The sequence below is a fragment of the Halomonas sp. 25-S5 genome (assembly GCF_029889845.1).
In the GTDB taxonomy this organism is placed as follows: domain Bacteria; phylum Pseudomonadota; class Gammaproteobacteria; order Pseudomonadales; family Halomonadaceae; genus Halomonas.
The window spans coordinates 33,458-57,665 of sequence record NZ_JARANV010000006.1 but is presented as its reverse complement, the minus strand read 5'-3'; the positions used below and the strand labels follow the sequence as shown (position 1 = coordinate 57,665).

General features: G+C 65.1%; 20 protein-coding genes and 1 tRNA gene. 14 read left to right on the top strand and 7 right to left on the bottom strand.

Features of this window, described 5'->3' with window-relative positions; genetic code table 11:
- Positions 1-73 precede the first annotated feature (73 nt).
- Entirely contained in the window at positions 74-1,750 is a 1,677-nt protein-coding gene (locus OP498_RS06430) for an acyl-CoA dehydrogenase family protein (RefSeq protein WP_280549299.1), read from the top strand.
- Here OP498_RS06430 and OP498_RS06425 read toward each other — a convergent pair.
- Positions 1,690-2,922, bottom strand: coding sequence for an EAL domain-containing response regulator (locus OP498_RS06425; protein ID WP_280549301.1), 1,233 nt, complete (start codon positions 2,920-2,922; stop codon positions 1,690-1,692). The genes OP498_RS06430 and OP498_RS06425 overlap by 61 nt on opposite strands.
- Positions 2,923-3,015: 93 nt before the next feature.
- Positions 3,016-3,633, bottom strand: coding sequence for a LysE family translocator (locus tag OP498_RS06420; RefSeq protein WP_280549303.1), 618 nt, complete (start codon positions 3,631-3,633; stop codon positions 3,016-3,018).
- A 202-nt stretch (positions 3,634-3,835) separates the two neighbouring features.
- Between OP498_RS06420 and OP498_RS06415 the strand changes: the two genes are divergently transcribed.
- From OP498_RS06415 to OP498_RS06390, 6 genes are all read left to right on the top strand, one after another.
- Positions 3,836-3,991 (top strand): hypothetical protein, encoded by a 156-nt coding sequence (locus tag OP498_RS06415; RefSeq protein WP_280552978.1) that lies wholly within the window; start codon positions 3,836-3,838, stop codon positions 3,989-3,991.
- The gene (locus OP498_RS06410; RefSeq protein WP_280549307.1) at positions 3,981-4,586 is read left to right on the top strand and encodes an exopolysaccharide biosynthesis protein; all 606 of its coding nucleotides are present in this window, start codon (positions 3,981-3,983) and stop codon (positions 4,584-4,586) included. Before OP498_RS06415 ends, OP498_RS06410 begins: the two co-directional genes overlap by 11 nt.
- Before the next feature lie 561 nt (positions 4,587-5,147).
- Positions 5,148-7,583 carry a class I SAM-dependent DNA methyltransferase gene (locus tag OP498_RS06405; RefSeq protein ID WP_280552977.1) on the top strand — a complete coding sequence of 812 codons (2,436 nt, stop codon included), beginning with the start codon at positions 5,148-5,150 and terminating at the stop codon, positions 7,581-7,583.
- Positions 7,576-8,877 (top strand): restriction endonuclease subunit S, encoded by a 1,302-nt coding sequence (locus tag OP498_RS06400; protein ID WP_280549311.1) that lies wholly within the window; start codon positions 7,576-7,578, stop codon positions 8,875-8,877. Before OP498_RS06405 ends, OP498_RS06400 begins: the two co-directional genes overlap by 8 nt.
- A 241-nt stretch (positions 8,878-9,118) precedes the next feature.
- A complete protein-coding gene (locus OP498_RS06395) occupies positions 9,119-9,586 on the top strand; it encodes a hypothetical protein (protein WP_280549313.1) in 468 nt (155 codons plus the stop codon).
- A 119-nt stretch (positions 9,587-9,705) separates the two neighbouring features.
- Positions 9,706-10,632 (top strand): hypothetical protein, encoded by a 927-nt coding sequence (locus OP498_RS06390; protein WP_280549315.1) that lies wholly within the window; start codon positions 9,706-9,708, stop codon positions 10,630-10,632.
- 59 nt (positions 10,633-10,691) lie between these two features.
- On the opposite strand, the gene OP498_RS06385 is transcribed toward OP498_RS06390, so the two are convergent.
- Positions 10,692-12,008 (bottom strand): ATP-binding protein, encoded by a 1,317-nt coding sequence (locus OP498_RS06385; RefSeq protein WP_280549317.1) that lies wholly within the window; start codon positions 12,006-12,008, stop codon positions 10,692-10,694.
- Between the two features lie 219 nt (positions 12,009-12,227).
- Between OP498_RS06385 and OP498_RS06380 the strand changes: the two genes are divergently transcribed.
- Positions 12,228-15,587 (top strand): type I restriction endonuclease subunit R, encoded by a 3,360-nt coding sequence (locus OP498_RS06380; RefSeq protein WP_280549321.1) that lies wholly within the window; start codon positions 12,228-12,230, stop codon positions 15,585-15,587.
- Between the two features lie 16 nt (positions 15,588-15,603).
- Positions 15,604-16,305: a SprT family zinc-dependent metalloprotease gene (locus OP498_RS06375; RefSeq protein ID WP_280552976.1), complete on the top strand. Its 702-nt coding sequence runs from the start codon at positions 15,604-15,606 to the stop codon at positions 16,303-16,305.
- Between the two features lie 757 nt (positions 16,306-17,062).
- Here OP498_RS06375 and OP498_RS06370 read toward each other — a convergent pair.
- The 4 genes from OP498_RS06370 to OP498_RS06355 form a co-directional block, all read right to left on the bottom strand.
- Positions 17,063-17,347: a type II toxin-antitoxin system RelE/ParE family toxin gene (locus OP498_RS06370; RefSeq protein WP_280549326.1), complete on the bottom strand. Its 285-nt coding sequence runs from the start codon at positions 17,345-17,347 to the stop codon at positions 17,063-17,065.
- Positions 17,347-17,541 carry a stability determinant gene (locus OP498_RS06365; protein ID WP_280549328.1) on the bottom strand — a complete coding sequence of 65 codons (195 nt, stop codon included), beginning with the start codon at positions 17,539-17,541 and terminating at the stop codon, positions 17,347-17,349. The genes OP498_RS06370 and OP498_RS06365 overlap by 1 nt, the downstream gene beginning before the upstream one ends.
- Positions 17,542-17,623: 82 nt before the next feature.
- Positions 17,624-17,929 carry an addiction module antidote protein gene (locus OP498_RS06360; protein ID WP_280549330.1) on the bottom strand — a complete coding sequence of 102 codons (306 nt, stop codon included), beginning with the start codon at positions 17,927-17,929 and terminating at the stop codon, positions 17,624-17,626.
- A 226-nt stretch (positions 17,930-18,155) separates the two neighbouring features.
- Positions 18,156-18,242: transfer RNA gene (locus tag OP498_RS06355), tRNA-Leu, on the bottom strand.
- A gap of 144 nt (positions 18,243-18,386) precedes the next feature.
- On the opposite strand from OP498_RS06355, the gene queA reads away from it, so the two are divergent.
- From queA to secF, 5 genes are all read left to right on the top strand, one after another.
- On the top strand, positions 18,387-19,454 hold the full coding sequence (gene queA, locus OP498_RS06350) for a tRNA preQ1(34) S-adenosylmethionine ribosyltransferase-isomerase QueA (RefSeq protein ID WP_280552975.1): 1,068 nt from the start codon (positions 18,387-18,389) through the stop codon (positions 19,452-19,454).
- 76 nt (positions 19,455-19,530) lie between these two features.
- Entirely contained in the window at positions 19,531-20,649 is a 1,119-nt protein-coding gene (tgt, locus tag OP498_RS06345) for a tRNA guanosine(34) transglycosylase Tgt (RefSeq protein WP_280553023.1), read from the top strand.
- Positions 20,650-20,715: 66 nt separating this feature from the next.
- Entirely contained in the window at positions 20,716-21,051 is a 336-nt protein-coding gene (yajC, locus tag OP498_RS06340) for a preprotein translocase subunit YajC (RefSeq protein ID WP_280552974.1), read from the top strand.
- Positions 21,052-21,202: 151 nt separating this feature from the next.
- Complete coding sequence (secD, locus tag OP498_RS06335) at positions 21,203-23,053, top strand: protein translocase subunit SecD (protein WP_280552973.1); 1,851 nt, start codon at positions 21,203-21,205, stop codon at positions 23,051-23,053.
- Between the two features lie 9 nt (positions 23,054-23,062).
- Positions 23,063-23,986, top strand: a complete 924-nt coding sequence (gene secF, locus OP498_RS06330; RefSeq protein WP_280550721.1) for a protein translocase subunit SecF — start codon at positions 23,063-23,065, stop codon at positions 23,984-23,986.
- The last annotated feature ends 222 nt before the right edge of the window (positions 23,987-24,208 follow it).

Genomic DNA, 24,208 nt, shown 5'->3' with positions numbered 1-24,208 from the left:
CGTCACGCCGCGCGTTGACCGCTCGCCGGGCGGGGACCATGCTCAGGTCAGGCCTCTATCTCGGAGCCCGACCATGCCCGACCCCGCCCCCCGCACCCGGCTGGCCACCCACGAGGTGACCAACCAGCCCTCGCCACCGACGGACCGCGACCTGCTCGCCGGGGATACCCCGCTGCAGGAGGCACTGGCCCGGGAGGCCCCGGAGTGGGTCGCCAGGCGCCTCGCCCCGCTGGGGCGCGAGGCCGGCAGCGCCCGGGTCCAGGAACTCGGGGAGGCGGCCAACCGCCACCCGCCCGAACTGCGCCTGTTCGACCGTCACGGCCGGCGGCTGGACGAGGTGGCCTACCATCCCGCCTACCACGAGCTGATGCACCTGGCCATCGACCATGGCTGGCATGCGGTGGCCTGGCAGGAAGAGGGACGCGGCGGCCATCAGGCGCATGTCGCCGCCCTCTACCTGCTGACCCAGGCGGAGCCCGGCTTCTGCTGCCCGGTCACCATGACCCATGCCGCGCTGCCGGTGCTGCGCCAGACGCCGGCCGTCGAGGCGCACTGGGCCCCGGGGCTGCTGGCCTGGGACTACGACCCGCGCCTGCTGCCCGCGGGCGAGAAGACCGGGCTGACCTTCGGCATGGCGATGACCGAGAAGCAGGGTGGCAGCGACGTGCGCGCCAATTCCACGCGAGCCGAACCCCTCGCCACCACCCGCGCCGAGGGCTCGGCGGACGGCTGGCGGCTGACCGGCCACAAGTGGTTCTGCAGCGCCCCCATGTCCGACGCCTTCCTGACCCTGGCCCGCAGCGACGAGGGCCTCTCCTGCTTCCTGGTGCCGCGCGTCACCGCGGAGGGCGAGCGCAACGCCATCGAACTTCAGCGCCTCAAGGAGAAGTGCGGCAACCGCGCCAATGCCTCGGCGGAGATCGAGTACCGCGGCGCCCGGGCCGAGCCGGTGGGCGAGCCCGGCCGCGGCATCGCCACCATCCTCGAGATGGTCCAGCAGACCCGGCTGGATGCCGCCACCGCCCCGGTGGGCATGATGCGCCAGGCCCTGGTGGAGGCCTGGCGGCATGTCCGGGAGCGCCACGCCTTCGGACGGGCGCTGGCCGAGCAGCCGCTGATGCGGGTGCTGCTGGCCGACATGGCCCTGGAGGTGGAGGCCGGCCTGGCGCTGGTGATGCGCACCGCCCGGGCCTTCGATGGCGCTGCCCGTGGCGACGAGACCGAGACCGCTCTGTCACGGCTGCTGCCGACCCTGGCCAAGTACTGGCACAACAAGCGCACGCCGGGCTTCATGGCCGAGGCCATGGAGTGCCTGGGCGGGATCGGCTATGTGGAGGAGGCGCCGCTGGCCCGGCTCTACCGCGAGGCGCCGGTCAACTCGATCTGGGAGGGGTCGGGCAACGTGATCTGCCTGGACCTGCTGCGGGTGCTGGGCCGCCATCCGGAAGCGCTGGCGGCGCTGCAGGCCGAATTCGCCGCGGTCCGCGGCCAGCAGGCCGAACTCGACCGCGCCCTTGCCCTGCTGGACGCCGAGCTGGCCGCCCCACCCGCCTCGCTGGAGCCACGTGCCCGCTGGCTCGCCCAGCGGCTGGCCCAGTGCCTGCAGGCCGCCCTGCTGCTGCGCCATGCCCCTTCGGAGGTGGCCGAGACCTTCTGCCGATCGCGGCTGGGTGACGAGGCCGGACCGGCCTACGGAGTGCTGCCCGGGGATGCGCCGCTGGCGGCCCTGCTGGCACGCATCGGCGACTGAGCGCCGGCTAACGCCAGGATGTCCGCGGCGGGCATGGGCCGCGCCAGGCCGAAGCCCTGCACATGGGTGCAGCCGTAGCGCTCCAGGTGGGCCAGGCAGGCCAGGTCCTCGACCCCCTCGGCCACCACCCGGATGCCCAGCCGGCGCCCCAACAGGGCCACCGCCTCGACGATGGCGGCATCCTGGGCATCCTCGAGCAGGCGGCTGACGAAGCTGCGATCGACCTTGAGCTCGCTGATCGGCAGCAGCTGCAGCCGGGCCAGCGACGAGAAACCCACCCCGAAGTCATCCACCGAGACCTCCAGGCCACCGAGATGCAGCCGAGCCGCGACCTCGCTGCCGAGGAGCTCGTCCTCCATGGCGGCGGTCTCGGTGATCTCCAGCACCACGGGGGCATCGCCCGCCGAACACCGAGCCTCGTTGGCCAGGGAGAGCAGCTCTGGGCACATCAGGTCATCGGCGGTGACGTTGACCGACAGCGACAGCGAGAGGCCGGCATCGCGCCAGCGGGCAGCATCTCCCAGCGCCAGCTGCAGCACGCGGCGCGTCAGGTGACGATTCTGGTCGGGCGTCAGCAGTGGCAGGAAGCGACCGGGCACCAGCAAGCCCGCTTCGGGGTGGGCCCAGCGGACCAGCGCCTCGACACCGCTGAGGCGGCCGCTGGCGAGCTCGAACTGGGGCTGATAGTGAAGGGTGATCTCCTGACGAGCGAAGGCCCGATCCAGCTCCTCGATGCGACAGGGGGGCGTGACGGGATGCGCGGCATCCGGCGGATGGCCAGTGGCCAGGGCCTCGAGACATTCGCGCAACTCGATGAGCCGCATCGGCTTGTCCAGCGAGGCCAGCATCTGAAGCCCCAGCGCCTGGCCGAGCCGTTCGGCGATGCGCACGATCTTGCGCTCGACCCCGCTGAGCAGCAGCACCCGGCCGCGATAGCCGCACTCGGCGAGCCGGCGCAGCATGGAGATGCCATCCTGCTGGCCGAACTCCAGGGCCATGATCACCAACTGGGGGCGCCGCGCCATGACCTCGCCGATCAGGTGCTGACCGTGCCGGCAGTAGCGGGTCTCCATGCCCAGGGTGCGCAGCTGCAGCGACAGGGTGGCGGCGGCATCGGGATCCTCCTCGAGCACCACCGCCAACCGCTGGGCCTGCATCGTCAGATCATTCATCTAGGGGGTTCCCACCAGGGCACTAAGCTTCAGCGTATCAGCAAAGCGCCTGGGTCACCGGGACAGGAGCATGACGCACATCAACGCTATCGCTCAGGCGATGGGCCCGGCCACCACCCGCAGCGCCAGGGCGAGCAGTAACACGCCGGTGATGCGATTGAGCCAGTGGGCCCGGGCCTGCAACCAGGGCAGCACCCGCGAGTGGGACAGGCCCACTGCCACCAGCACGTACCAGCCACCGTCGATGACCATCGCCGTGAGCACCACCAGCGCCTTGGCCGCGAGGCTCATCTCGGGGGTCACGAATTGGCTGAGCAGGGCGATGAAGAAGAGGATCAGTTTGGGGTTGCCCAGCGCCACCAGCACGCCCTCACGCGCCGCCTGGCGACGGCTGGTGGCCATGGCCGCGGCATCCAGGGCGCCAGCCCGCCCGGCGCGCAGGGCCTTGATCCCCAGCCACGCCAGGTAGGCCGCCCCGCCCCAGGTGATCACCTGGAACAGCAGCGGGAAGCGCACGATCAGCGCCCCCAGGCCCCACACCGTGAGCAGCGCATAGAAGCCCACGCCCAGGGCATGGGCGAGGGCCGCCGCGATGCCCGGCAGGCGGCCGCCGCCCAGGGTATGACGCAGCACCAGGGCCAGGCTGGGACCCGGCGACATGGCCCCCATGGCACAGACCGCGGCCAGTGAGAGCCAGAGCGAGAGGGGCATGCAGGGACCTCCTGGGCACCGTCAACGCTGATTGCACGCTTTCCGGGGTAGCCAACGAAAACAGTCCGCCACCCGAGAACAGGCGAAGGACTGTGTTGCCACTACCTTACGCCATCCCTGGGCAAGGCGACAGTCCCGCGGGGCTGCAGAGCCCTCGGCCGCGACGCTACACTGTCGGCACACCTCGACAGAGACGCTGCCCATGACGGTCCGGACCCTCGCCATCGCCCTGCTGATCCTCGGCGCCCTGCTACCCATCCTCGGCTGGTGGGCCTCGAGCCCGGTAGGCTTCGTGGGGCCGGCATTGCTGCTGCTCGGCACCCTGCTCCTCTGGACCCGGAGGCGACATGGCCGGTGAGGCCAGCGACACCCCGGAGCAGGCGCCCTTGTCCAGCCTGCTGGACAAGATTCAGCAGGCCGGACAACACAGGGAGAGTGTCAGCCTCGGTGCCATTCTCGACAGTCTGGGGCGCCGCTCCTTCGCTCCCTTCCTGCTGATCGCCGGACTGGTCACCCTGGCGCCGCTGATTGGCGACATTCCCGGCGTGCCGACGCTGATGGCCCTCCTGGTGGTGCTCTCCTGCGTCCAACTGCTGGCTGGCCGGAACTACATCTGGCTGCCGGCCTGGCTGCTGGAGCGCCGGGTCTCGCGGGAACGTTTCACAAAAGCCACACGCTGGATGGAGCGTCCTGCCTGCTGGGTCGACCGCCTGCTCAAGAGGCGCCTCGTTCAGCTCACACGGCCACCGGCCCATCTCCCCGTCGCCCTGACCTGCCTGCTGATCGCTCTGGCCATGCCGCCCATGGAGGTGGTGCCCTTCACCGCCAACGGAGCGGGCCTGGCCCTGACGCTCTTCGGCCTGGCGCTGCTGGCCAACGACGGCCTGATGGCCCTGCTGGGCTACGCGCTGACCGGCGGCACCCTGGCGCTGGTAATCGTCGGTCTGGCCTGAACGGCGACAGGTCTCCCTACCCCAGGAACCGCCATGCCAGGCCCTGAGAGATGCCTCAAACACGGCCTCGCCCTGTCGGCGCGCGCCAGCTATGTCGCCAAGGGCATCGCGGAATAAGGAATAAGGTGGCCAGGGGGGACTGCCGATGAGGCATGCTGGAGGGGCAGAAACGCAAACAGCCGCCCGGAGGCAGCTGTTTCAGATCTGGATTCAGCCTAGTACCGGCGGTCGGACTCGAACCGACAAGGGCTTGCACCCGGCGAATTTTGAATCTGCTGCCCTCCTGGATCGCCCAAGAACCGCGCACAAGCGACGCGGATCTTCGCAGGACAGTTCCGAGAGCTCGGGAATGATCGCCTGTCAGGCAGCCACAGCGCCAGTCATTGGGCGTCTCCCGCTCCACTTTGTCCACTCAGCAGTTGCCAGAGCGCTGCCAAGTCCGTCGCCAGCAAAAGGACTGATCTTCTTCATGGCCTTACCGCCCCAAGTTTGGTGAGATAGGCGCCAGTCACCACGGCCGCACGAGGCGGCCGGCTCAGCGAACACAGGGAACCGCGGTACATGATCCTCACCCTCAACCAGCTGGAACGGCACCTCTTCAAGGCCGCCGACATCCTGCGTGGGCGCATGGACGCCTCGGAGTTCAAGGAGTACATCTTCGGCATGCTCTTCCTGAAGCGCTGCTCGGACGTCTTCGAGCAGCGCCAGGAGGAGGTCCGCGAGCAGCTGAGGCAGGCGGGCAAGGGCGAGATCGACATCGCCCAGGTGATCGAGATGCCGAGCTGGTACAAGGCCACCTTCTACGTGCCTGAGCAGGCGCGTTGGCCCTGGCTGCTCAAGGAGGCCCACCAGGGCGTCGGCAACGCCCTGAACAAGGCACTGGCCGGCCTGGAGGAGCACAACCCCAGCCTCGCCGGGGTGCTGGAGCACATCGACTTCACCCGCAAGGTGGGCTCCACCACCCTGCCGGACAAGAAGCTGCGCGACCTGATCATCCACTTCAGCGAGTACCGCCTGCGCAACGAGGACTTCGAGTTCCCCGACCTGCTCGGCGCCGCCTACGAGTACCTGATCCGCGACTTCGCCGACTCCGCCGGCAAGAAGGGCGGCGAGTTCTACACCCCGCGCCCGGTGGTCCGCATGATGGTGCGGCTGATGGACCCCCAGGAGGGCCACAGCGTCTACGATCCCTGCATGGGCTCCGGCGGTATGCTGATCCACGCCAAGGAGTACCTGGAGGAGCAGGGCGGCGACCCGCGCCGGCTCAACCTCTTCGGCCAGGAGGCCTCCGGCTCGGTGTGGGCCATCGCCAAGATGAACATGCTGCTGCACAGCATTGGCTCCGCCGACCTGCGCAACGACGACACCCTCACCGACCCGCAGCACGTCGAGGGCGGCGAGCTTACGCGCTTCGACCGCATCCTCACCAACCCGCCGTTCTCCATCGGCTACACCCCCAGCCAGAACTTCCCCGAGCGCTTCCACTACGGCAGCGTGCCGGAGGGCGCCAAGAAGGCCGACCTGATGTTCCTGCAGCACATGGTCGCCTGTCTCAAGTCCGACGGCCGCCTGGCCACCGTCATGCCCCATGGCGTGCTGTTCCGCGGCGGCGACGAGAAGCGCATCCGCGCCGGCCTGCTCGAGGACGACCTGGTGGAGGCGGTGATCGGCCTGGCCCCCAACCTCTTCTACGGCACCGGCATCCCGGCGAGCATCCTGGTGCTGCGCGCCAAGGGGGCCAAGCCCGAGGAGCGCCAGGGCCGTGTGCTGTTCATCAACGCCGATCGCGAATACTACGAGGGCCGTGCCCAGAACCACCTGCTGCCGGAGCACATCGAGAAGATCGCCAGCACCTATGAGGTCTTCGAGGACGTGCCCGGCTTCGCCCGGGTGGTGCCGCTCGCGGAGCTGCGCGACAACGACTACAACCTCAACATCCGCCGCTACGCCGACAACACCCCGCCGCCGGAGCCCCAGGACGTGCGCGCCCACCTCAAGGGCGGCGTGCCGGTGGCCGAGATCGACGCCAGGCGCCCGCTCTTCGACGCCCAGGGCCTCGACCCCATGGGGCTCTTCACGCCCCGCGGCTCTTCTGAAAAGCCCGACCCCGACTACGTGGCCTTCGCCGAACCCCTGAATGAGAAGCGCGACCTCAAGCCCGCCATCGAGGCCGACGCCGGCCTGCAGCAGAAGGAGGCCAGCGTGATGGCCGCCTTCGAGGCCTGGTGGGCCGAACATGGCGCCAGCATCACCACTCTCTCCGGCAACGGCGGTCGCCTCACCCGGCTGCGCGACGAGCTGCTGGGCAGCTTCACCGCGGCGCTGGAGCCCACCGCCATGCTCGACCGCTTCGCGGTGCGCGGCATCATCGCGGGCTTCTGGTTCGACAACAAAAATGAATTTCGCACCCTGCAGGCCCGCGGCTGCCTGGGCGTGGTGGACGCCTGGCGCACCAGCATCGTGAGCCTCTTGGAAGACGAGCAGAGCAAGGCCAACCCCCTCGACCACCGCCTGGTCCACTTCCTGCTCGAGGAGTACGTCGCCGAGCTGGAGGAACTCGCCGCCCGCAAGGCCGAGCTGGACGCCCGCATCAAGGCCGCCGAGGCCAAGCCCGAGGGCAACGACGGCGACGAAACGGAATCCAGCGACGGCGAGGATGACGACGCCCCGACGCCGGAGCAGATCAAGGCCTGGAAGAGCGAGCGCACGCAGGTGCGAAAAGCCCACAAGGCCAAGGTGGCCAGCTTCGAGACCCACCTCAACGCCGCCGTGGATGCCCTCGACGAACCCGCCGCCGCCGACCTGGTGGGCACCATCCTGCACAACGACCTGAAGGACATCCTCGAGCGCTATATCCGCCAGCAGCGCCAGCAGGTGATCGCCGCCTTCGAGACCTGGTGGGACAAGTACCGGGTAACGCTGGCCGACATCGAGGCCGAGCGCGACGCCGCAGCCAAGGAACTGCAGCAGTATCTGGAGGGGCTGGGGTATGTTTGAACCTATAGCCGAATTGGCTGAAATCAATCCACCTCTCAGAGCGCCAACTCCAGATCGCCCTGAGGCACCCATCTCGTTCATCCCGATGGGGGATGTGAGTGAAAGTGGTCAGTGGTTGGCTCGCCAGACAAGACCATTACGAGAGGTAAAGTCTGGCTTCACCCCTTTCCAGGAAGGTGATGTTCTTTTCGCGAAGATCACCCCCTGCATGGAGAATGGAAAGGGCGCCCATGCCGTTGGTCTTGAAAACGGGGTCGGGTACGGAAGCACGGAGTTTCATGTTCTGCGGGCCAAAGCTGATAACTCCCCTCGCTATATCTTTCATCTTTCCCAAAGCCCGAACCTTAGGCTGAAAGCGGAAGCCTCAATGATCGGGTCAGCCGGTCAGAAGCGAGTGCCCACGGACTTTTTTCGGAAGCATCGAGTCTTTGCTCCCGACAGAGCTGAGCAGCAGCTTGTCGCCCACATCCTCGACACTCTCGACACCCAGATCCAGAAGACCGATGCTCTGATCGCCAAACTGGAGAAGGTCAAGGAGGGCCTGCTCCACGACCTGCTGACCCGCGGCATCGATGAGAGCGGCCGGCTGCGCCCCAGCCCCGAGCAAGCGCCAGAGCTCTATAAGGAGTCGCCGCTGGGGTTGATTCCGAGGGAGTGGAGTGTCGGCTCTCTAGGTAATCTTTCGGAAATTGTTAGCGGGGTTACTCTCGGAGGCAAGTCAGGAAGTAGTGATTGGCCACTGGTGCCTTACCTGCGGGTGGCAAATGTTCAGGATGGCTACCTCGACCTCACAGACATAAAGCGAATTAAAGTGGGCCCTGCCGATATTGACAAGTATCGGCTACTTCCCGGCGATGTGCTCATGAATGAAGGAGGAGACTTCGACAAGTTAGGCCGAGGGGCTTTGTGGCAAGGTCAAATAGAGCTTTGCCTTCACCAGAACCATGTGTTCCGTGTTCGCACAAACCCGGGCATGCTGAGCCCACACTTTCTCACCGCTTTCTCATCATCAGTTGCTGGCAAGCACTACTTCATCCGGTCATCGAAGCAAAGTACCAACTTGGCTTCAATAAACTCAACTCAATTGAAAGCTTTTCAGGTTCCACTCCCCTCAAGTGCCGAGCAAATGCTCATAGTCAAAGAGCTACAAGCAATGGCCTCAAAAATTGAGTCTGAGAAGGACTTCCTGGATAAGATGCTCATCCAAAAATCGGGCCTGATGGACGACCTCCTGACCGGCCGCGTCCGCGTTACGCCGCTTCTCGACCAGGCCCAGGCCACCACCCCGGCATAGACCGGGGCTCTTACAACAACATCACAACAACAGGACCACACATCGCACAGGGAACCGCCATGATCACCTTCGACAGCTCTCTTGCAACGTTCTGGCGCTCGCTGCCCCCTCTTTACGGAAGGTCGGACTCAAGGACATCACCGCCAACAAGATCCCGGTGCTCAGGTGGCGCATGGCGGGCTGTCGACCGGGCAACTAAGCTAAGAGTGATACGTCAAATGAGTGAACGCAGGGAAGCCCCATGATCAACGTGTCGATTCCTGACTGGACAGCAGAAGGTGTATTGCCGCCGGTGGATGCCAACAACCCGACATCGCCGGCTCGCTCTCCCTACGAGGTGTCGCTGGTCGATCTCGTCCAGCGCTTCGGCACTTCACAGGAGCGTATCGGAATACTCGATGGGTTTCTGCGCTACCGCCAGGGCCTGCATGCTGTAGGGTTGACCGAAGGGTTTCAGTGGCTGGATGGAAGCTATATGGAGTACGTTGAAGCGCTTGAAAATCGGGCCCCGAATGACATCGACGTTGTCAGCTTTATTGCTTTTCCTGGCGAAATAGACCAACAGGAAGTACTGGGCAATTTCAATGAGGCTATCGGGATCCTTCCCGATGCACACTTGACGATAAAGAAACACTACCATGTTGATGCTTATTTTGTGGCCATGAACGTCATATCTCCTGAAAGATTGGTCGAGCGCTCATCCTATTAGTACAGCATGTGGTCACATCGCCGAGACGACGCATGGAAAGGTTTTCTTCAGGTTTCATTATTGCCAGATCAAGCCGCCAGAGAGCACCTTGAAAGGCTTAAAGACCAGGAGGGCTCTCAATGAACCAGAAAGAGATGCTGGCCCTCAAGGCTGAGGTCAGCAGCCTCCAAAAAATGTTGGATAAAATTCCACCCGAAGATGTCCTGGATCGGGCCAGCGTAGAAACTCGCTTGAATGTTGTGAAAGAAAAACTTGAAGAGGTAGTTCCTCAACAGCGAGAACTTGCTCGTGCAGTGCTGACTTTCAGCGGGCGTCCGGTAGCAGGATCGGAAGGCGTTATTGCCGATTTTGCTACCAAGGCGCTCTCCGCTTTTTCCGACGCGATCACTGCAGTCGGCGCCTCCCTACATGCCACTTTGGCACCCACAGGACCAGTTCCAAATCGTCAGCAGTACCAGATGATGATCACCGGCACGGCACGAGGCTCCTTTGGTTTCCAGCTTCAGGAATCTTCGTCGCAGCTAGAGATAGATGAGGACAGTACGGTTTCCCGGGCCCTGGAAGCGACCCGAAACCTACTGGACGGCAGTATCGGCATCGACGATGAGCAGCTGGCAGAAGCCGCCGCCGATATGGATCAGCGGGCCTTGAACAAAATCCGTGATTTCGTGGTCGTCCTCAATGAAAATGAAGCGTTCTGCACCTTAAAACATGCCGATAAGTCATTTCATTTTAAGGATGCTGGCCAGGTAAAACGCAGCCTCGAAAGGCTTAGCACGGAGTATCTATCCGAGAGTGAACAGGTGCTCTCGGTGGTATTTGGTGGCGCTCTTCCGCACAGGGGAAGCTGTGAATTTCAGATTGAACAAAGCAAGGAGTGGCTGACGGCCAAGATAGGGCCAGGCGTTGAGGCTCCCGACTCAATCAATGACCATCGTGGACAGGTGGTCCAGGCGAAGATTCTGGTAACCCAGGCTGGTCGTGGCAGGCCCCGCTACAAGCTACTTGCGCTACCTACATGGCCAGCCAGTCAGCCGTCGGAGTGAGCTATGAGCCCCCACTCGGCCATGCTGCCCTCCGTACATATCGCCGAAAGGTAAGCGCATCAGTAACCCATATCCAGGTCCTGGGCCTGGTCGGCCAAGGCTTGCAATGCTTCCTCGCTGGAGATTGCCTTCCCGGGCTCCTCGCCCCACAGCATGCCGATGGGAACGGCGAAGCAGCCCGGCACCTGCAGCTTGAGGCAGTGGCGGCCGGTGTAGAGCAGCATGCCCCCGCGAAACCCCTTGCCGGCCTGGTCGGCAAGCCGGGCCAACCCGGCGGCGTCTTTGGCCTGGACGCTGGCGGCGCGCTTTACCTCAACCCCCCAGAGCTCCCGACCCCGCTCGATGACGAGGTCGACCTCCACCTGGTCCTTGTCCCGGTAGTGGGAAAAGCGTAACTCCGGTTCTATCCAGGAGGCCTGAGCGATCAACTGCTCGACCACATGGCTTTCCAACAGGGAACCGAAGCGTTCTGCCTCGGTGAGCCACTGCTCCGGCCCCAGGCGCCCCAGTGCCGCGGCAAGGCCGGTATCGACAATATGCAGCTTGGGGCTCTTGATCAGCCGTTTGGCGTGATTGCGATGCCAGGCAGGGAGCTGCTGAATCAGGAAGAGGCGCTCCAGGATGCCGAGGTACTTGGCGATGGTGGCGCGCTCCATCCCCAGTTCCTTGCTCAGATTGCTGACGTTGAGCAGGCTGGCCGTGCGGTAGGCCAACAACTCCATCAGCCGCAGCATCCCGTCTTCGTCCTGAATGGCGGCGATATCCCGCACGTCGCGCTGCACGATGGCTTGGAGATACTGGCGATACCACTGGCGTGCCCGATGGGGCGCACGGCGGTTGGGTTCGGGGTAGCCGCCTTGGCAGAGCACTTCTGCCGTGGGGGCGAGGGGCGTGGTGTCCGCCACCATCCTGGGCGTTAGCCGCCCCTCCAGCAGCGTACTGAGCAGGGTCGTAGCACTCACGCGCTTCTCCTGTTCGGTCAGCGGATGCAGGTAGATGACTTCCATGCGGCCAGCCAGAGAATCCTGTGCCTTGGGGAGCAACAGCAGGTTGGCAGAGCCTGTCAGCAGGAATCGGCCTGGCTGGCGATCCCGATCCACCACCGACTTGATCGCCAGCAACAGCGCCGGCGCACGCTGCACCTCGTCCAGAGTGACACGTTCAGGCAATCCCTCGACGAAGCCGAGCGGATCCTGCCGAGCCGCTTCCAGCAGCGTCGCATCATCCAGGTTCAGGTAGGCACGCTCGGGGTCGATGCGTTGGGCGAGAGTCGTCTTGCCCACCTGCCGTGGCCCCAGAAGGCAGACCACCGGCGTATCGGCAAGTGACTCAAGCACTCGATCGCGAATCAGCCGTGGAAGATAGGGGAATGTCATGTCGCGCCTCTGGTAGCGTCCAGTTGTTGGCTAGGTTAGCGTCCAATTGATGGATGATCTATCGTCCAATTGCTGCATTTTCTATCGGCCAGTTGGTGTCAGGCTACTCGTCCAGTTGCGACACCTGTCCGAGAAAGCGCCGGTCAGGCCCGGCAAATTTCCCGCCTGACGCTGGTTTCGCTACCATCGAAGGCACTCAACGCACTTTGGAGCCACGGCATGGCAAGTCCTGAGTACACGGACGTCGAGAAGCCCTTCATCGACCAGCTGGTGGGTCAGGGCTGGGAGTACCTGGCCGGCTCGCTGGACAACCCCGCCGTGACCCACCGCGAGAGCTTCGCCCAGGTGGTGATGGAGCCGTTGTTGCGCGAGCGTCTCCATGCCATCAATCGCCGCGACGACACGCCGTGGCTGGATGACCGCCGCCTCGATCAGGCGGTGTCGGCCATCACTCGACTCCCGGCCAGCAAGGTGCTGGAGGCCAACAAGCTGGCCACGGAGCTGCTGCTGGGTGGCCTGGCCGTGGAGGGCCTGGAGGGCTGGGACGGCGGCCGCGGCCAGATACTGCGCTATATCGATTGGGAAACGCCGGCCAACAACGTCTTCACCGTGGTCAACCAGTTCAAGGTGAAATGCCCGCCCGGCCACGACACCAGCAAGGGCCACGTGATCCCCGACCTGGTGCTCTTCGTCAACGGCATCCCGCTGGTGGTGGTGGAGTGCAAGAGCCGCACCGTGCCGGAGGGCCTCACCCAGGCGGTGGACCAGCTGCGTCGCTACCACGACCAGCGCCATCTGGACTTCGAGGTGGCGGAACACGAAGGGGTGCCGGCACTGTTCGCCACCAGCCAGTTCCTGGTGGCCAGCAACTTCGATGAGGCGCGCGTCGGCACCATCGGTGCCGGCTTCGCCCACTACCTGAGCTGGAAGACGGTGGCGCCGCTGCGCGAGGCGGAGGTGGCCATCGACCTGGACGTGGCGGATCTCTCGGCCCAGCAGCGCCTGGTGGCCGGCATGCTCACCCGGGGCAACCTGCTCGACATCGTGCGCCACTACACCCTGTTCATGAACCTGGGCGGCCAGGAGATCAAGCTGGTGTGCCGCTATCCGCAGTTCCGCGGCGTGACCCGGGCCATCGAACGGCTCAAGAGCGGCAAGACCCGCCGCGAGGATGGCGAGGCCGACCGCCGCGGCGGCATCATCTGGCACACCCAGGGCAGCGGCAAGAGCCTCTCCATGGTGTTCCTGGTCCGCAAGTTGCGCAGCGACCCGAGCCTGCGGCGCTTCAAGGTGGTGGTGATCACCGACCGCAAGGACCTGCAGACCCAGCTCTCCGCCACGGCCGAGCTGACCGGCGAGAGCGTCGAGAAGGCGGCCAACACCGCCGCCCTCAAGAAGCTGCTGGCACGCGACGGCCCCGGGCTGGTATTCGGCACGGTGCAGAAATACCGCGACCCGGATGCAGAGGGTGACCAAGACGAGGGTGACCAAGACGAGGCAGGCGAAGAAACCCCCAGCGGCGGGCTGGACACCGGCCGCCGGGATGCGGCCGAACCGGGCCGCACCGGAACCGCGCCCCGCAAGCCCACCCTGAGCGCGCCTTTCGAGGTGCTCAACACCAGCGAGGACATCCTGATCCTGGTGGACGAGGCCCACCGCACCCAGGCCGGTGACCTGCACGCCAACATGATGCGTGCCCTGCCCAATGCCGCGCGCATCGGCTTCACCGGCACGCCGATCATCATGGGCGACAAGAAGCGCACCCACGACATCTTCGGCGAGTACATCGACCGCTATACCATCAAGGAGGCGGAACAGGACGGCGCCACGGTGCCGATCCTCTACGAGGGCCGCACGGCCAAGGGGGCGATCAAGGAAGGCGCCAGCCTGGACGGCCTGTTCGAAGACCTGTTCCGCGAGCACACCAAGGAGGAGCTGGAGGCGATCAAGAAGAAGTACGCCACCAAGGGGCAGATCTTCGAGGCGCCACGGCTGATCCAGGAGAAGGCCCAGGACATCCTGCGTCACTACGTGACCCACATCCTGCCCAACGGCTATAAGGCCCAGCTGGTGGCCTACAGTCGCCGAGCGGCCATGCGCTACCTCGAGGCCCTGCAGGAGGCCAAGACCGCCTTGCTGGAAGAGGCCATAGGACTCGGCCCCGAGGACAAGGCGCTGGACGATACGCAGCTGTTGACCCGCCCGCCGCGGATCAAGGCCGCGATCCAGGCCTGGCGCTACCGTGAGATCCTGCGCCAGCTGGAATTCGCCGTGGTATTCAGCAGCGGTAACAACGACGACGCGGCCTGGGCCAAGTGGAGCGAGCGCGCCGCGGTGGAAAACCATATCAAGCGCTTCAAGAAGCCGCTGTTGCACGATGACCCCGCAAAGACCGACTCGCTGGCCTTCCTGATCGTCAAGTCGATGCTGCTCACCGGCTTCGATGCGCCCATCGAGGGGGTGATGTATCTGGATCGCTCGATCCGCGAGGCGGAGCTGCTGCAGGCCATCGCCCGGGTGAACCGCACCGGGCACGGCAAGACCCACGGCATCGTGGTGGACTACTTCGGCGTGGCCAACCACCTCAAGGAGGCCCTGGCCGCCTACAGCGAGGAGGACATCGACGGTGCCCTGCAGAGCCTCAAGGATGAGATCCCGCTGTTGCGTGACCGCCACCTGCGGGTGATCGACGTGCTGCGGAGCCAGGGGGTGGACAGCCTGGCCGACACCGAGGAGGCGGTGCAGGCCCTGGGGGACGAACGGGTGCGCGCCGAGTTCGTGGTCAAGCTCAAGGAGTTCAACCGCACCCTGGATGACGTTCTGCCACGACCCGAAGGGCTGGAATTCGTCAACGACGCCAAGCGGCTCGCCTATCTCCACGCCCTGGCCCGCAACCGCTACAAGGACACCCCGGAGCTGGGCAAGGACATCGGCAACAAGGTCCGCAAGCTGATCGATGACTACGTGATCTCGTTAGGGATAGATCCACGCATCCCGCCGGTGCAGCTCACCGACGCCGAGTTCGACGCGCATATCGGCCGCCAGGTCGGTGATCGCGCCAAGGCCTCCGAGATGGAACACGCCATCCGCTCCCACGTGCGCAAGCACCTGGATGAGGACCCGGTGAAGTACGGCCGGCTGAGCGAGCGACTCGCCGACCTGCTGCAGCAGCTGGATGGTCAGTGGGACGAGCAGGTGGAGGCCCTGCGCGGGCTGACCCAGCAGCTGCGTGACGGCGCAACTGGTCCGGGTGAGGGCATTCCCCAGATGCCCGCCCACGCCGAGCCCTTCTGGCGTGAGCTGTCGGCCAGCACCAGCCTGGAGCCAGAAGCCATCGACTCGGCCACCGCCCAGACGTTGCTCGACGCCACCGAGGAGCTGGTGGCCACGATCCAGCAGGAGATCGCCATCCCCGACTTCTGGAAGCCCTCGCATATCCCGGACCAGGAGCGCCTCAAGCAGCACCTGTTCAGCCAGCTGATGATGGGTGGCCTGGTGCCCATGGATCAGGCCGAGGCCACCGCCGAGCGGCTCTTCGACCTGGCCCGCAGTAACCACGCCAAACTGGTAAGCGCATGAATGAGCAGGTGACCACATGACCCAGCTTGTCGTGGACGACCTCAGCTTCGAGGTGCGGGAGAGTCGCCGGCGCAAGACGCTGGAGATCACCGTGGACCGCGAGGGCGAGCTGGTCATCGCCATGCCCGCCGGCACCGAGGAGCAGGTGTTGCGCGACTTCGTGACCGAGAAGCGTTACTGGATCTACCAGAAGCTGACGCAGAAGGCCGAAAGTCGCCGCCGGCTTCCACAGAAGGAGTACGTCAATGGCGAAGGATTCCTCTACCTGGGGCGCAGCTACCGGCTCAAGCGGGTGGCCAACGACGCCCAGGACGCCCCACTCAAGCTCGTCGCCGGGCGCTTCCAGCTGCGCGAGGATGCGCTCCCCGATGCCCGCGAGCACTTCGTCGGCTGGTACAGCGCCCGCGCCAGCGACTGGCTCACCACCAAGGTGGGCGAGCACGCCCGGCGTATGGACGTTGAACCCGCCGGGATGACGGTGCAGGACCTCGGCTACCGCTGGGGCTCCTGCGGCAAGGGCAACCGTGTGTATTTTCACTGGAAAACCATCCTGCTGCCGCGCCATATCGCCGAGTACGTGGTCGTCCACGAGCTGGTGCACCTGCATGAGCCCCACCACACATCGGCGTTCTGGCGCCGCCTGGAGCGTGCCATGCCGGACTACGAGCAGCGCAAGAGCTGGCTCGCCCGGCACGGGATCGAGGTGGAGGGGGTATAGCAGCCAGCCGAAACCACGGTTCTCGCGCACCTCGTGGCGCTCTATGGTTCAGGGATCGATCCGGGCCAGGAAAGGCTTTGTCCTCTCCCACCCCTTGGTAACTTAGTAAGGTGTCCATTATCTGGAGCCGGGAAGCCTCCGAAATCCGCCCGACTGCTCCATTTTCTGGCTCGATGAACTCCAGTTTCTGGACACGGTAAAGATCGAAATCATGACGTCCACCTTCTCGACGCCATGTTCGTGTCGGCCACGTCCAGCTTGCCTTCACAGGGATCTATCGGTTGCCAGGTGATCGCGAACAAGGCGCAGCGCTGACCCTCACGGCCTTAACAACATCCCTGGTCCTCACTGTAGCGCGTCAATCTGTATGAGAAGCCAGCGACAATCTGGATAGCCGCCTAAGCCATGGCCCCGGCGCACCTTATACGGCTTGCCGCTTAGGCTCTGTCTGAAAAATCGGCGAAAAGACGGAGTTTACGGAATGTAAATGAGTACCTTGATCGGACTCGCGCACGAGCCGATTTTTAACGCCGTATGGACGAGCGCAGCCAGTTTTCGGACGAAGCCTAGTTGCGGGCAGATTTTTCGGACAAAACCTAGGAAAGCCCCAATTCCTGTCCCAATACTAGAAATGCGCTTGGGCGATACGGGATGTCACACGCTGCCAGGCTTACCGACCACCTCACGAAGCATGATGCGTCAGATCGTGGAAGTGAATGCCGGTCGCTTTTATCACGACGCCCTGGCGGCAGCGTCTTCAGGGAATCGGCGGGTATTGCTGGCGGGTATGGACTACGGCCACCACTTCAACTCGTACCTCGGTCACACGGTACACGATCAAGTAGTTAGGATGGGCCACCAGATCCCGAGTGCCTGACACGCGGCCAGACGGGTACAGATACGGGTGTTCAGACAGGGGAAGGGGGGCAGACTCAAGGCGTGCTTTCAAACGGCGGGCAGCGGCAGGACTCTCCTCGGCAATGAAGCTCACAATGTCAGCCAGATCGGCGATCGCGTCATCCAACCATACGACAGGCAGCATCAGGCACGCTCGCGGTGTCGGCGCTCGGCGTCCTCAATGATCGCGTCCATCCGGGCCATCACTTCGTCATGCGGCACACCAGGGCCAGGATTGGCCAGGCTGGCAGCGACCTTCTCACGCAGCCACACATCATAGGCGACAGCTTGTTCCTCAGTCTCGAACTCAGAAACAATCGGGGAAAGCGGCTTGGTCATGGTGGCTCTCCTCATGCCAGTGGGTTTATTGCAGTGTAGCGTGGTGCTCCAGGTGAACGCCACGCGGCTGACGTTTTCTGTATCAGGAAGCCTGGTGCGTCAGGTCGTGGAAGTGGATGCCGGTTGCTTTGATCACGAGGGTCATGGTGCGAAGGGTGGGATTGCCCTTGGGTGACAGCGCCCGGTAGAGGCTCTCGCGTGACACCTTGGCACACTCGGCCACAGCCGCCATGCCGCCCTGGGCCTCCACCACATGGCGCAGGGCCATCAGGAATGCGGACTCTCCACCCTCCTCGTCCAACTCATCGAAGGCAGCACGCAGGTAGTCGAGCGCCATGTCGCGGTCATCGCGCAGCATCTCGACCACGGCGGCGTCGTGGCGTTTCATTTCCGTGCCTTCCTTCTGTGGTCAGCCAGAAATGTCTTGGCCTTGATAGTATCAAGCCATGTCTGAAAGGGGTCATGGCCGTCAGCGGTCAGGTAGTGCACAAGCCCATCATGAGCACACTGTAGCCTGCAAGCTACAGGCGTTGGATGAAACGCACCGCACTGGCCAGTGGAGAGGAAACGCGAACAGCCGCCCGAAGGCGGCTGTTTCAGATCTGGCGTCAGGCTGGTACCGGCGGTCGGACTCGAACCGACAAGGGCTTGCACCCGGCGGATTTTGAATCCGCTGCGTCTACCAATTCCGCCACACCGGCAGCGCAAAGCATTATACGTGGCCGGGGCGGCAGGTCAATCGCGCGCCTGACGCGCCGGGCATGATCGGGTATCCTATGCGGCTTGCCGGACGACACCGGCATCATGCCAGACGATCTTCCCCAGCTGTGGATACGCTTCCCTTCATGCAGCGCGCCGACTTCCACTACGAGCTCCCCGAGGAGCTGATTGCCCGCTACCCCTCCGAGCAGCGCAGCGACTGCCGCCTGCTGTGCGTCGATGGCACTACCGGTGCGCTCGCCCACCGCCGCTTCCCCGACCTGGTCGAGCTGCTCGCCCCCGGGGACCTGCTGGTGTTCAACGACACACGGGTGATTCCCGCCCGCCTGCACGGCCACAAGGCCAGTGGCGGCAAGGTGGAGATGCTGCTGGAGCGCCCCCTGGACGCCCATCGCGGCCTCGCCCACCTGCGCTCGAGCAAGTCGCCGAAGCCCGGCACCGAGCTGGTCTTCGAGGGGGGCATCCGCGCCGTGGTGGAGGGGCGCCGCGAGGCGCTGTTCGAGCTGCGCTTCCTGGGTGAGACGCCACTGATCACGCTGCTGGAACAGCACGGGCACATGCCGCTACCGCCTTACATCACCCGCGAGGATGAGCTGGCCGACCGCGAGCGCTACCAGACCGTCTATGCGCGGCGCGACGGGGCCGTGGCCGCCCCCACCGCAGGGCTGCACTTCGACGAGCCGCTGCTGGCGGCCCTGGCCGAGAAGGGCGTGGAGAGCGCCTACGTCACCCTGCACGTGGGCGCCGGCACCTTCCAGCCGGTGCGCGCCGACGACATCCGCGAGCACCACATGCACAGCGAGTGGATCGAGGTGGACGAGACCGCCTGCGAGCAGGTGCGTGCCGCCAAGGCCCGAGGCAACCGCGTCATCGCCGTGGGCACCACCAGCGTGCGCTGCCTGGAAAGTGCGGCCAGAGAGAGCGCCTGCCTGAAGAGTGCCGGTGACCGCAAACAGGGGGACGAGATCGTCCCCTACCGCGGCGAGACCGACATCTTCATCTACCCCGGCTACGAATGGCGGGTGGTCGATGCGCTGGTGACCAACTTCCACCTGCCGGAGTCGACCCTGCTGATGCTGGTGGCCTCCTTCGCCGGCTTTGACATCACCCTGGCGGCCTACCGGGCGGCAGTGGCCGAGCACTACGCCTTCTTCAGCTATGGCGATGCCATGTTCCTGACGCGCAAGCCCTGACACCCGAGTCCTGACACGCCGACGCCCGGCTCAGCCCCGATGCGCCACGAGAGTCCCCATGCGTAAAGACAGCTTCATGACATTCGAGCGCCTGGCCAGCGATGGCCGGGCGCGCCGCGGTCGACTGACCTTTCCCCGCGGCACCGTGGAGACCCCCGCCTTCATGCCGGTGGGCACCTACGGCACCGTCAAGGGCATGACCCCGGTGTCCGTGGAGGAGATCGGCGCCGAGATCATCCTCGGCAACACTTTCCACCTCTGGCTGCGCCCCGGCACCGAGGTCATCAAGGCCCACGGCGACCTGCACGACTTCGCCCAGTGGGACAGGCCGATCCTCACCGACTCCGGCGGCTTCCAGGTCTTCTCGCTGGGCGCCACGCGCAAGATCACCGAGCAGGGCGTGCACTTCCGCTCGCCGGTGGATGGCGCCAAGGTGTTCATGGGCCCCGAGGAGTCCATGGCGGTACAGCGCGCGCTGGGCTCCGACGTGGTGATGATCTTCGACGAGTGCACCCCCTACCCGGCCACCGAGGCGGAGGCCGAGCTCTCCATGCAGCGCTCGCTGCGCTGGGCGCAGCGCTCCCGGGAGGCCCACGGCGACTCCCCCTCGGCGCTGTTCGGCATCATCCAGGGCGGCATGTATCCCGAGCTGCGCGAGCGCTCGCTCGAGGGCCTGCTCGAGATCGGCTTCGACGGCCTGGCCATCGGCGGCCTCTCGGTGGGCGAGCCCAAGGAGGAGATGATCCGGGTGCTCGACACCCTGCCGGCCTGGATGCCCGACGACACCCCGCGCTACCTGATGGGCGTGGGCAAGCCCGAGGACCTGGTGGAGGGGGTGCGCCGCGGGGTCGACATGTTCGACTGCGTGATGCCCACCCGCAACGGCCGCAACGGCCACCTCTTCACCGCCGAGGGTACGGTCAAGATCCGCAATGCCAAGCACCGCTTCGACACCCGGCCGCTCGAGGCGGGCTGCGACTGCTACACCTGCCGGCACTTCTCCCGCGCCTACCTGCACCACCTCGATCGCTGCGGAGAGATGCTCGGCTCGATGCTCAATACCATCCATAACTTGCGCCACTACCAACGTCTGATGGCCGGTTTGCGCGGTGCCATCGAAGCGGGTACATTGGCGAACTTCGTGGAAGGCTTCTATGCGCAGCGCGGCCTGCCGGTTCCTCCCGCACCGAATTGACCCACGGCCGGCCCACAAGGCCGGCCGTAGAACATCCCGCTTTCATTACTCAGGAGATCGTCATACATGCTGGACTTCTTCATTTCCCCGGCCATGGCCCAGGATGCCGGTGTCGCCGGTGGCGGCATCGCCCAGATCGTCATGCTGGTCGGCTTCGTGGCCATCTTTTACTTCCTGCTGTGGCGCCCCCAGGCCAAGCGCGCCAAGCAGCACAAGCAGCTGATCGGCAACCTCTCCAAGGGTGACGAGATCGTCATCGGCGGCGGCATGCTGGGCCGCATCACCAAGGTGAGCGACGACAGCGAGTTCCTGAGCATGGAGATCACCGAAGGCACCGAGGTCAACGTGCAGAAGAGCGCCGTGGCCGCCGTACTGCCCAAGGGCACGCTCAAGTCCATCTGACTCGGGCGTAATAACGCCTCCGCCGTGGCGCCTTCCGGGCCGGGGCGGAGGCCGCCCTGCGGCCGGTGCGGCAGGAGCCGCGCGACCGGCTCCCGCTCGCACCGGTCGCTTCGTCAGCCTCCAACGTCCGCAACCTGAGGGCAGGGCCCCCATGCTCAACCGTTACCCCCTGTGGAAGTATCTGCTGATACTCGTCGTTCTCCTCGCCGGCCTGGTCTACTCCCTCCCCAACCTCTTCCCCGAGGACCCGGCGATCCAGATCAGCAGCGAGCGGGGCGACAGCACCATCGACGCGCGCCAGCTGGAGCGCCTCCGCGCCTCCCTCAGCGAGGCCAGCATCGACATCCAGGCCGTGGAGGCGGAGACCAGCAGCGTGCTGATCCGCCTTGCCGATGCCGACGACCAGATGAAGGCCCGCGATCGCATCAGCGACATGCTGGGTGATGAGTACGTGGTGGCGCTGAACCTGGCCGAATCCACGCCGGCCTGGCTGCAGTCGCTCTCCGCCTCGCCCATGACCCTGGGCCTCGACCTGCGCGGCGGCGTGCACTTCCTGCTGGAAGTCGATATGGACGCCGCCCTGCAGCAGCGCCTCGAGGTCAACGCCAGCGCCATGCGCGAACTGCTGCGCGGCGAACGGATCCGCTACCGCGATACCCAGATCGAGGAACGCACCATCTCCATGGCCTTCGCCAACGCCGAGGACCGCGACGAGGCGCGGGGCCTGATCGCCCGCGAGTTCCCCGACTTCGACTACCGCAGCGAAGGCGATGACCGTGGTGCCCGCCTGGCCATGACCATGACCGACCAGGCGGTCAACGAGCTCCAGGACTACGCCATCAACCAGAACCTCACGACCCTGCGCAACCGGGTCAACGAGCTGGGCGTGGCCGAGCCGCTGGTGCAGCGCCAGGGGCCGGATCGCATCGTGGTCGAGCTACCCGGCGTCCAGGATACGGCCGAAGCCAAGCGCATCGTGGGCGCCACCGCTAACCTCGAGTTCCGCCTCGAGGCGCGCCCCGACACGCCGGACAACGAGACCGAGTCCTTCCCGTTCCGCAACAATCAGTCGCGCCGCGCCGACCTGATGCGCGACGTGATCATCACCGGTGACAGCGTCTCGAATGCCAACCACAGCTTCGATGAGAACGGCCGCCCCCAGGTCAACATCGACCTGGACGGCACCGGCGGCACCCTGATGAACCGGGCCACCCGCACCAACATCGGCCGCAACATGGCGGTGCTGTTCATCGAGCACAAGACTCGCGAGACCACCGTCACGGTGGACGGCGAGAAGGTCGTGGAACGCGAGCCCTATACCGAGCGCGGCATCATCAGCCTGGCCACCATCCAGAGCGCCTTGGGCAACAGCTTCCGCATCACCGGGCTCGACTCGCCCACCGAGGCGGCGGAGCTCGCCCTGCTGCTGCGCTCCGGCTCGCTGGCCGCGCCCATCTACTTCGTGCAGGAGCGCACCATCGGGCCGAGCCTGGGCGCCGAGAACATCGAGCGCGGCATCATGTCGGTGCAGGTCGGCCTACTGCTGGTGGTGCTGTTCATGCTGGTGCGCTACAAGATATTCGGCGTCTTCGCCAACATCGCCCTGGCCCTCAACCTGACCCTGCTGGTGGCGGCCATGTCGCTGCTCGGCGCCACCCTGACCCTGCCCGGCATCGCCGGCATCGTGCTGACGCTGGGCATGGCGGTGGACGCCAACGTGCTGATCTTCGAGCGCATACGCGAGGAGCTGCGCACGGGGCTGTCGGTGCAGCAGGCCATCACGGCCGGCTACGAGCGTGCCTTCACCTCGATCATCGATGCCAACATCACCACCCTGCTGGTGGCGGTGATCCTGTTCTCCATCGGCACCGGGCCGGTCAAGGGCTTCGCCGTGACCCTCTCGCTGGGGATCATCACCTCGCTGTTCACCGCCCTGATGGTGACGCGGGCGATGGTCAACCTGACCTACGGCGGCAAGCCGGTCAAGAAGCTCTGGATATAAGAGGTGGCAATGAAATCCCTGGTCAATCGACAACTCGACTTCATGGGCAGGCGCCGGATCGCCTTCGCGATCTCGGGCCTGATGCTGCTGGTGTCGCTCGCCTCGCTGCTGTTCCAGCAGCTCAGCCTGGGGCTGGACTTCACCGGCGGCACCCTGGTCGAGGTCCGCTACGCGGTGGCGCCCTCCCTGGACGTCGTTCGCCAGATCCTGGAGGACACCGGGTTCCGTGACGTCTCAGTGCAGACCTTCGGCGCCTCCACCGAGGTGCTGATCCGCCTGCAGCAGGCCTTCGATCCCGATGTCGGCGAGCAGGTGGTCAACCTGCTGCGCGACGCCGGCGGTCAGGTGGAGCTGGTGCGTGCCGAATTCGTCGGCGCCCAGGTAGGCGACCAGCTGCGCGACCAGAGCGGCATGGGCCTGCTGGTGGCGCTGGGCATCGTGATGCTCTACGTGGCGGCCCGCTTCCAGTACAAGTTCGCCATCGGCGCCCTGCTGGCGCTGCTGCACGACGTGATCATCGTCGTCGGCATCTTTTCGCTGTTCCAGTTCGAGTTCGACCTCACCGTGCTTGCCGCCCTGCTGGCGGTGATCGGCTACTCGCTCAACGACACCATCGTGGTCTACGACCGCATCCGCGAGAACATCCGCAAGTCACGCATCGATGACATGCCGACGATCTTCAACGAGGCGATCAACATGACCCTGTCGCGCACCCTGGCGACCTCCGGCACCACTCTGCTGGTGCTGTTGGCGCTGCTGTTGCTGGGCGGCGACATGATCCACTACTTCGCCATCGCCCTGATCGCCGGCGTGGTGGTCGGCACCTTCTCCTCCATCTACGTGGCGGCGGCCCTGCTGCTGGCGGTGAAGCTGGATCGCGAGGACCTCATCCCGGCGAAGAAGGAAGACCCCGAGGCCGAGGAACTGCCCTGACAGCTGGAAGCTGGAAGCTGGAAGCTGAAAGCTGAAAGCTGAAAGCTGAAAGCTGAAAGCTGAAAGCTGAAAGCTGGGAGGCAGCCTGATGCTTCTCCCCGCTCCAGAAACAAAAGGTTCGTCGCAGACTGGCGTGATCGTTGACCGCACGATACCGGCTGGCCATCAGACCCCGTAGGCTCGGTAAGCGCCAGCGCACCGGGCATGGCGAGGGCACCATCG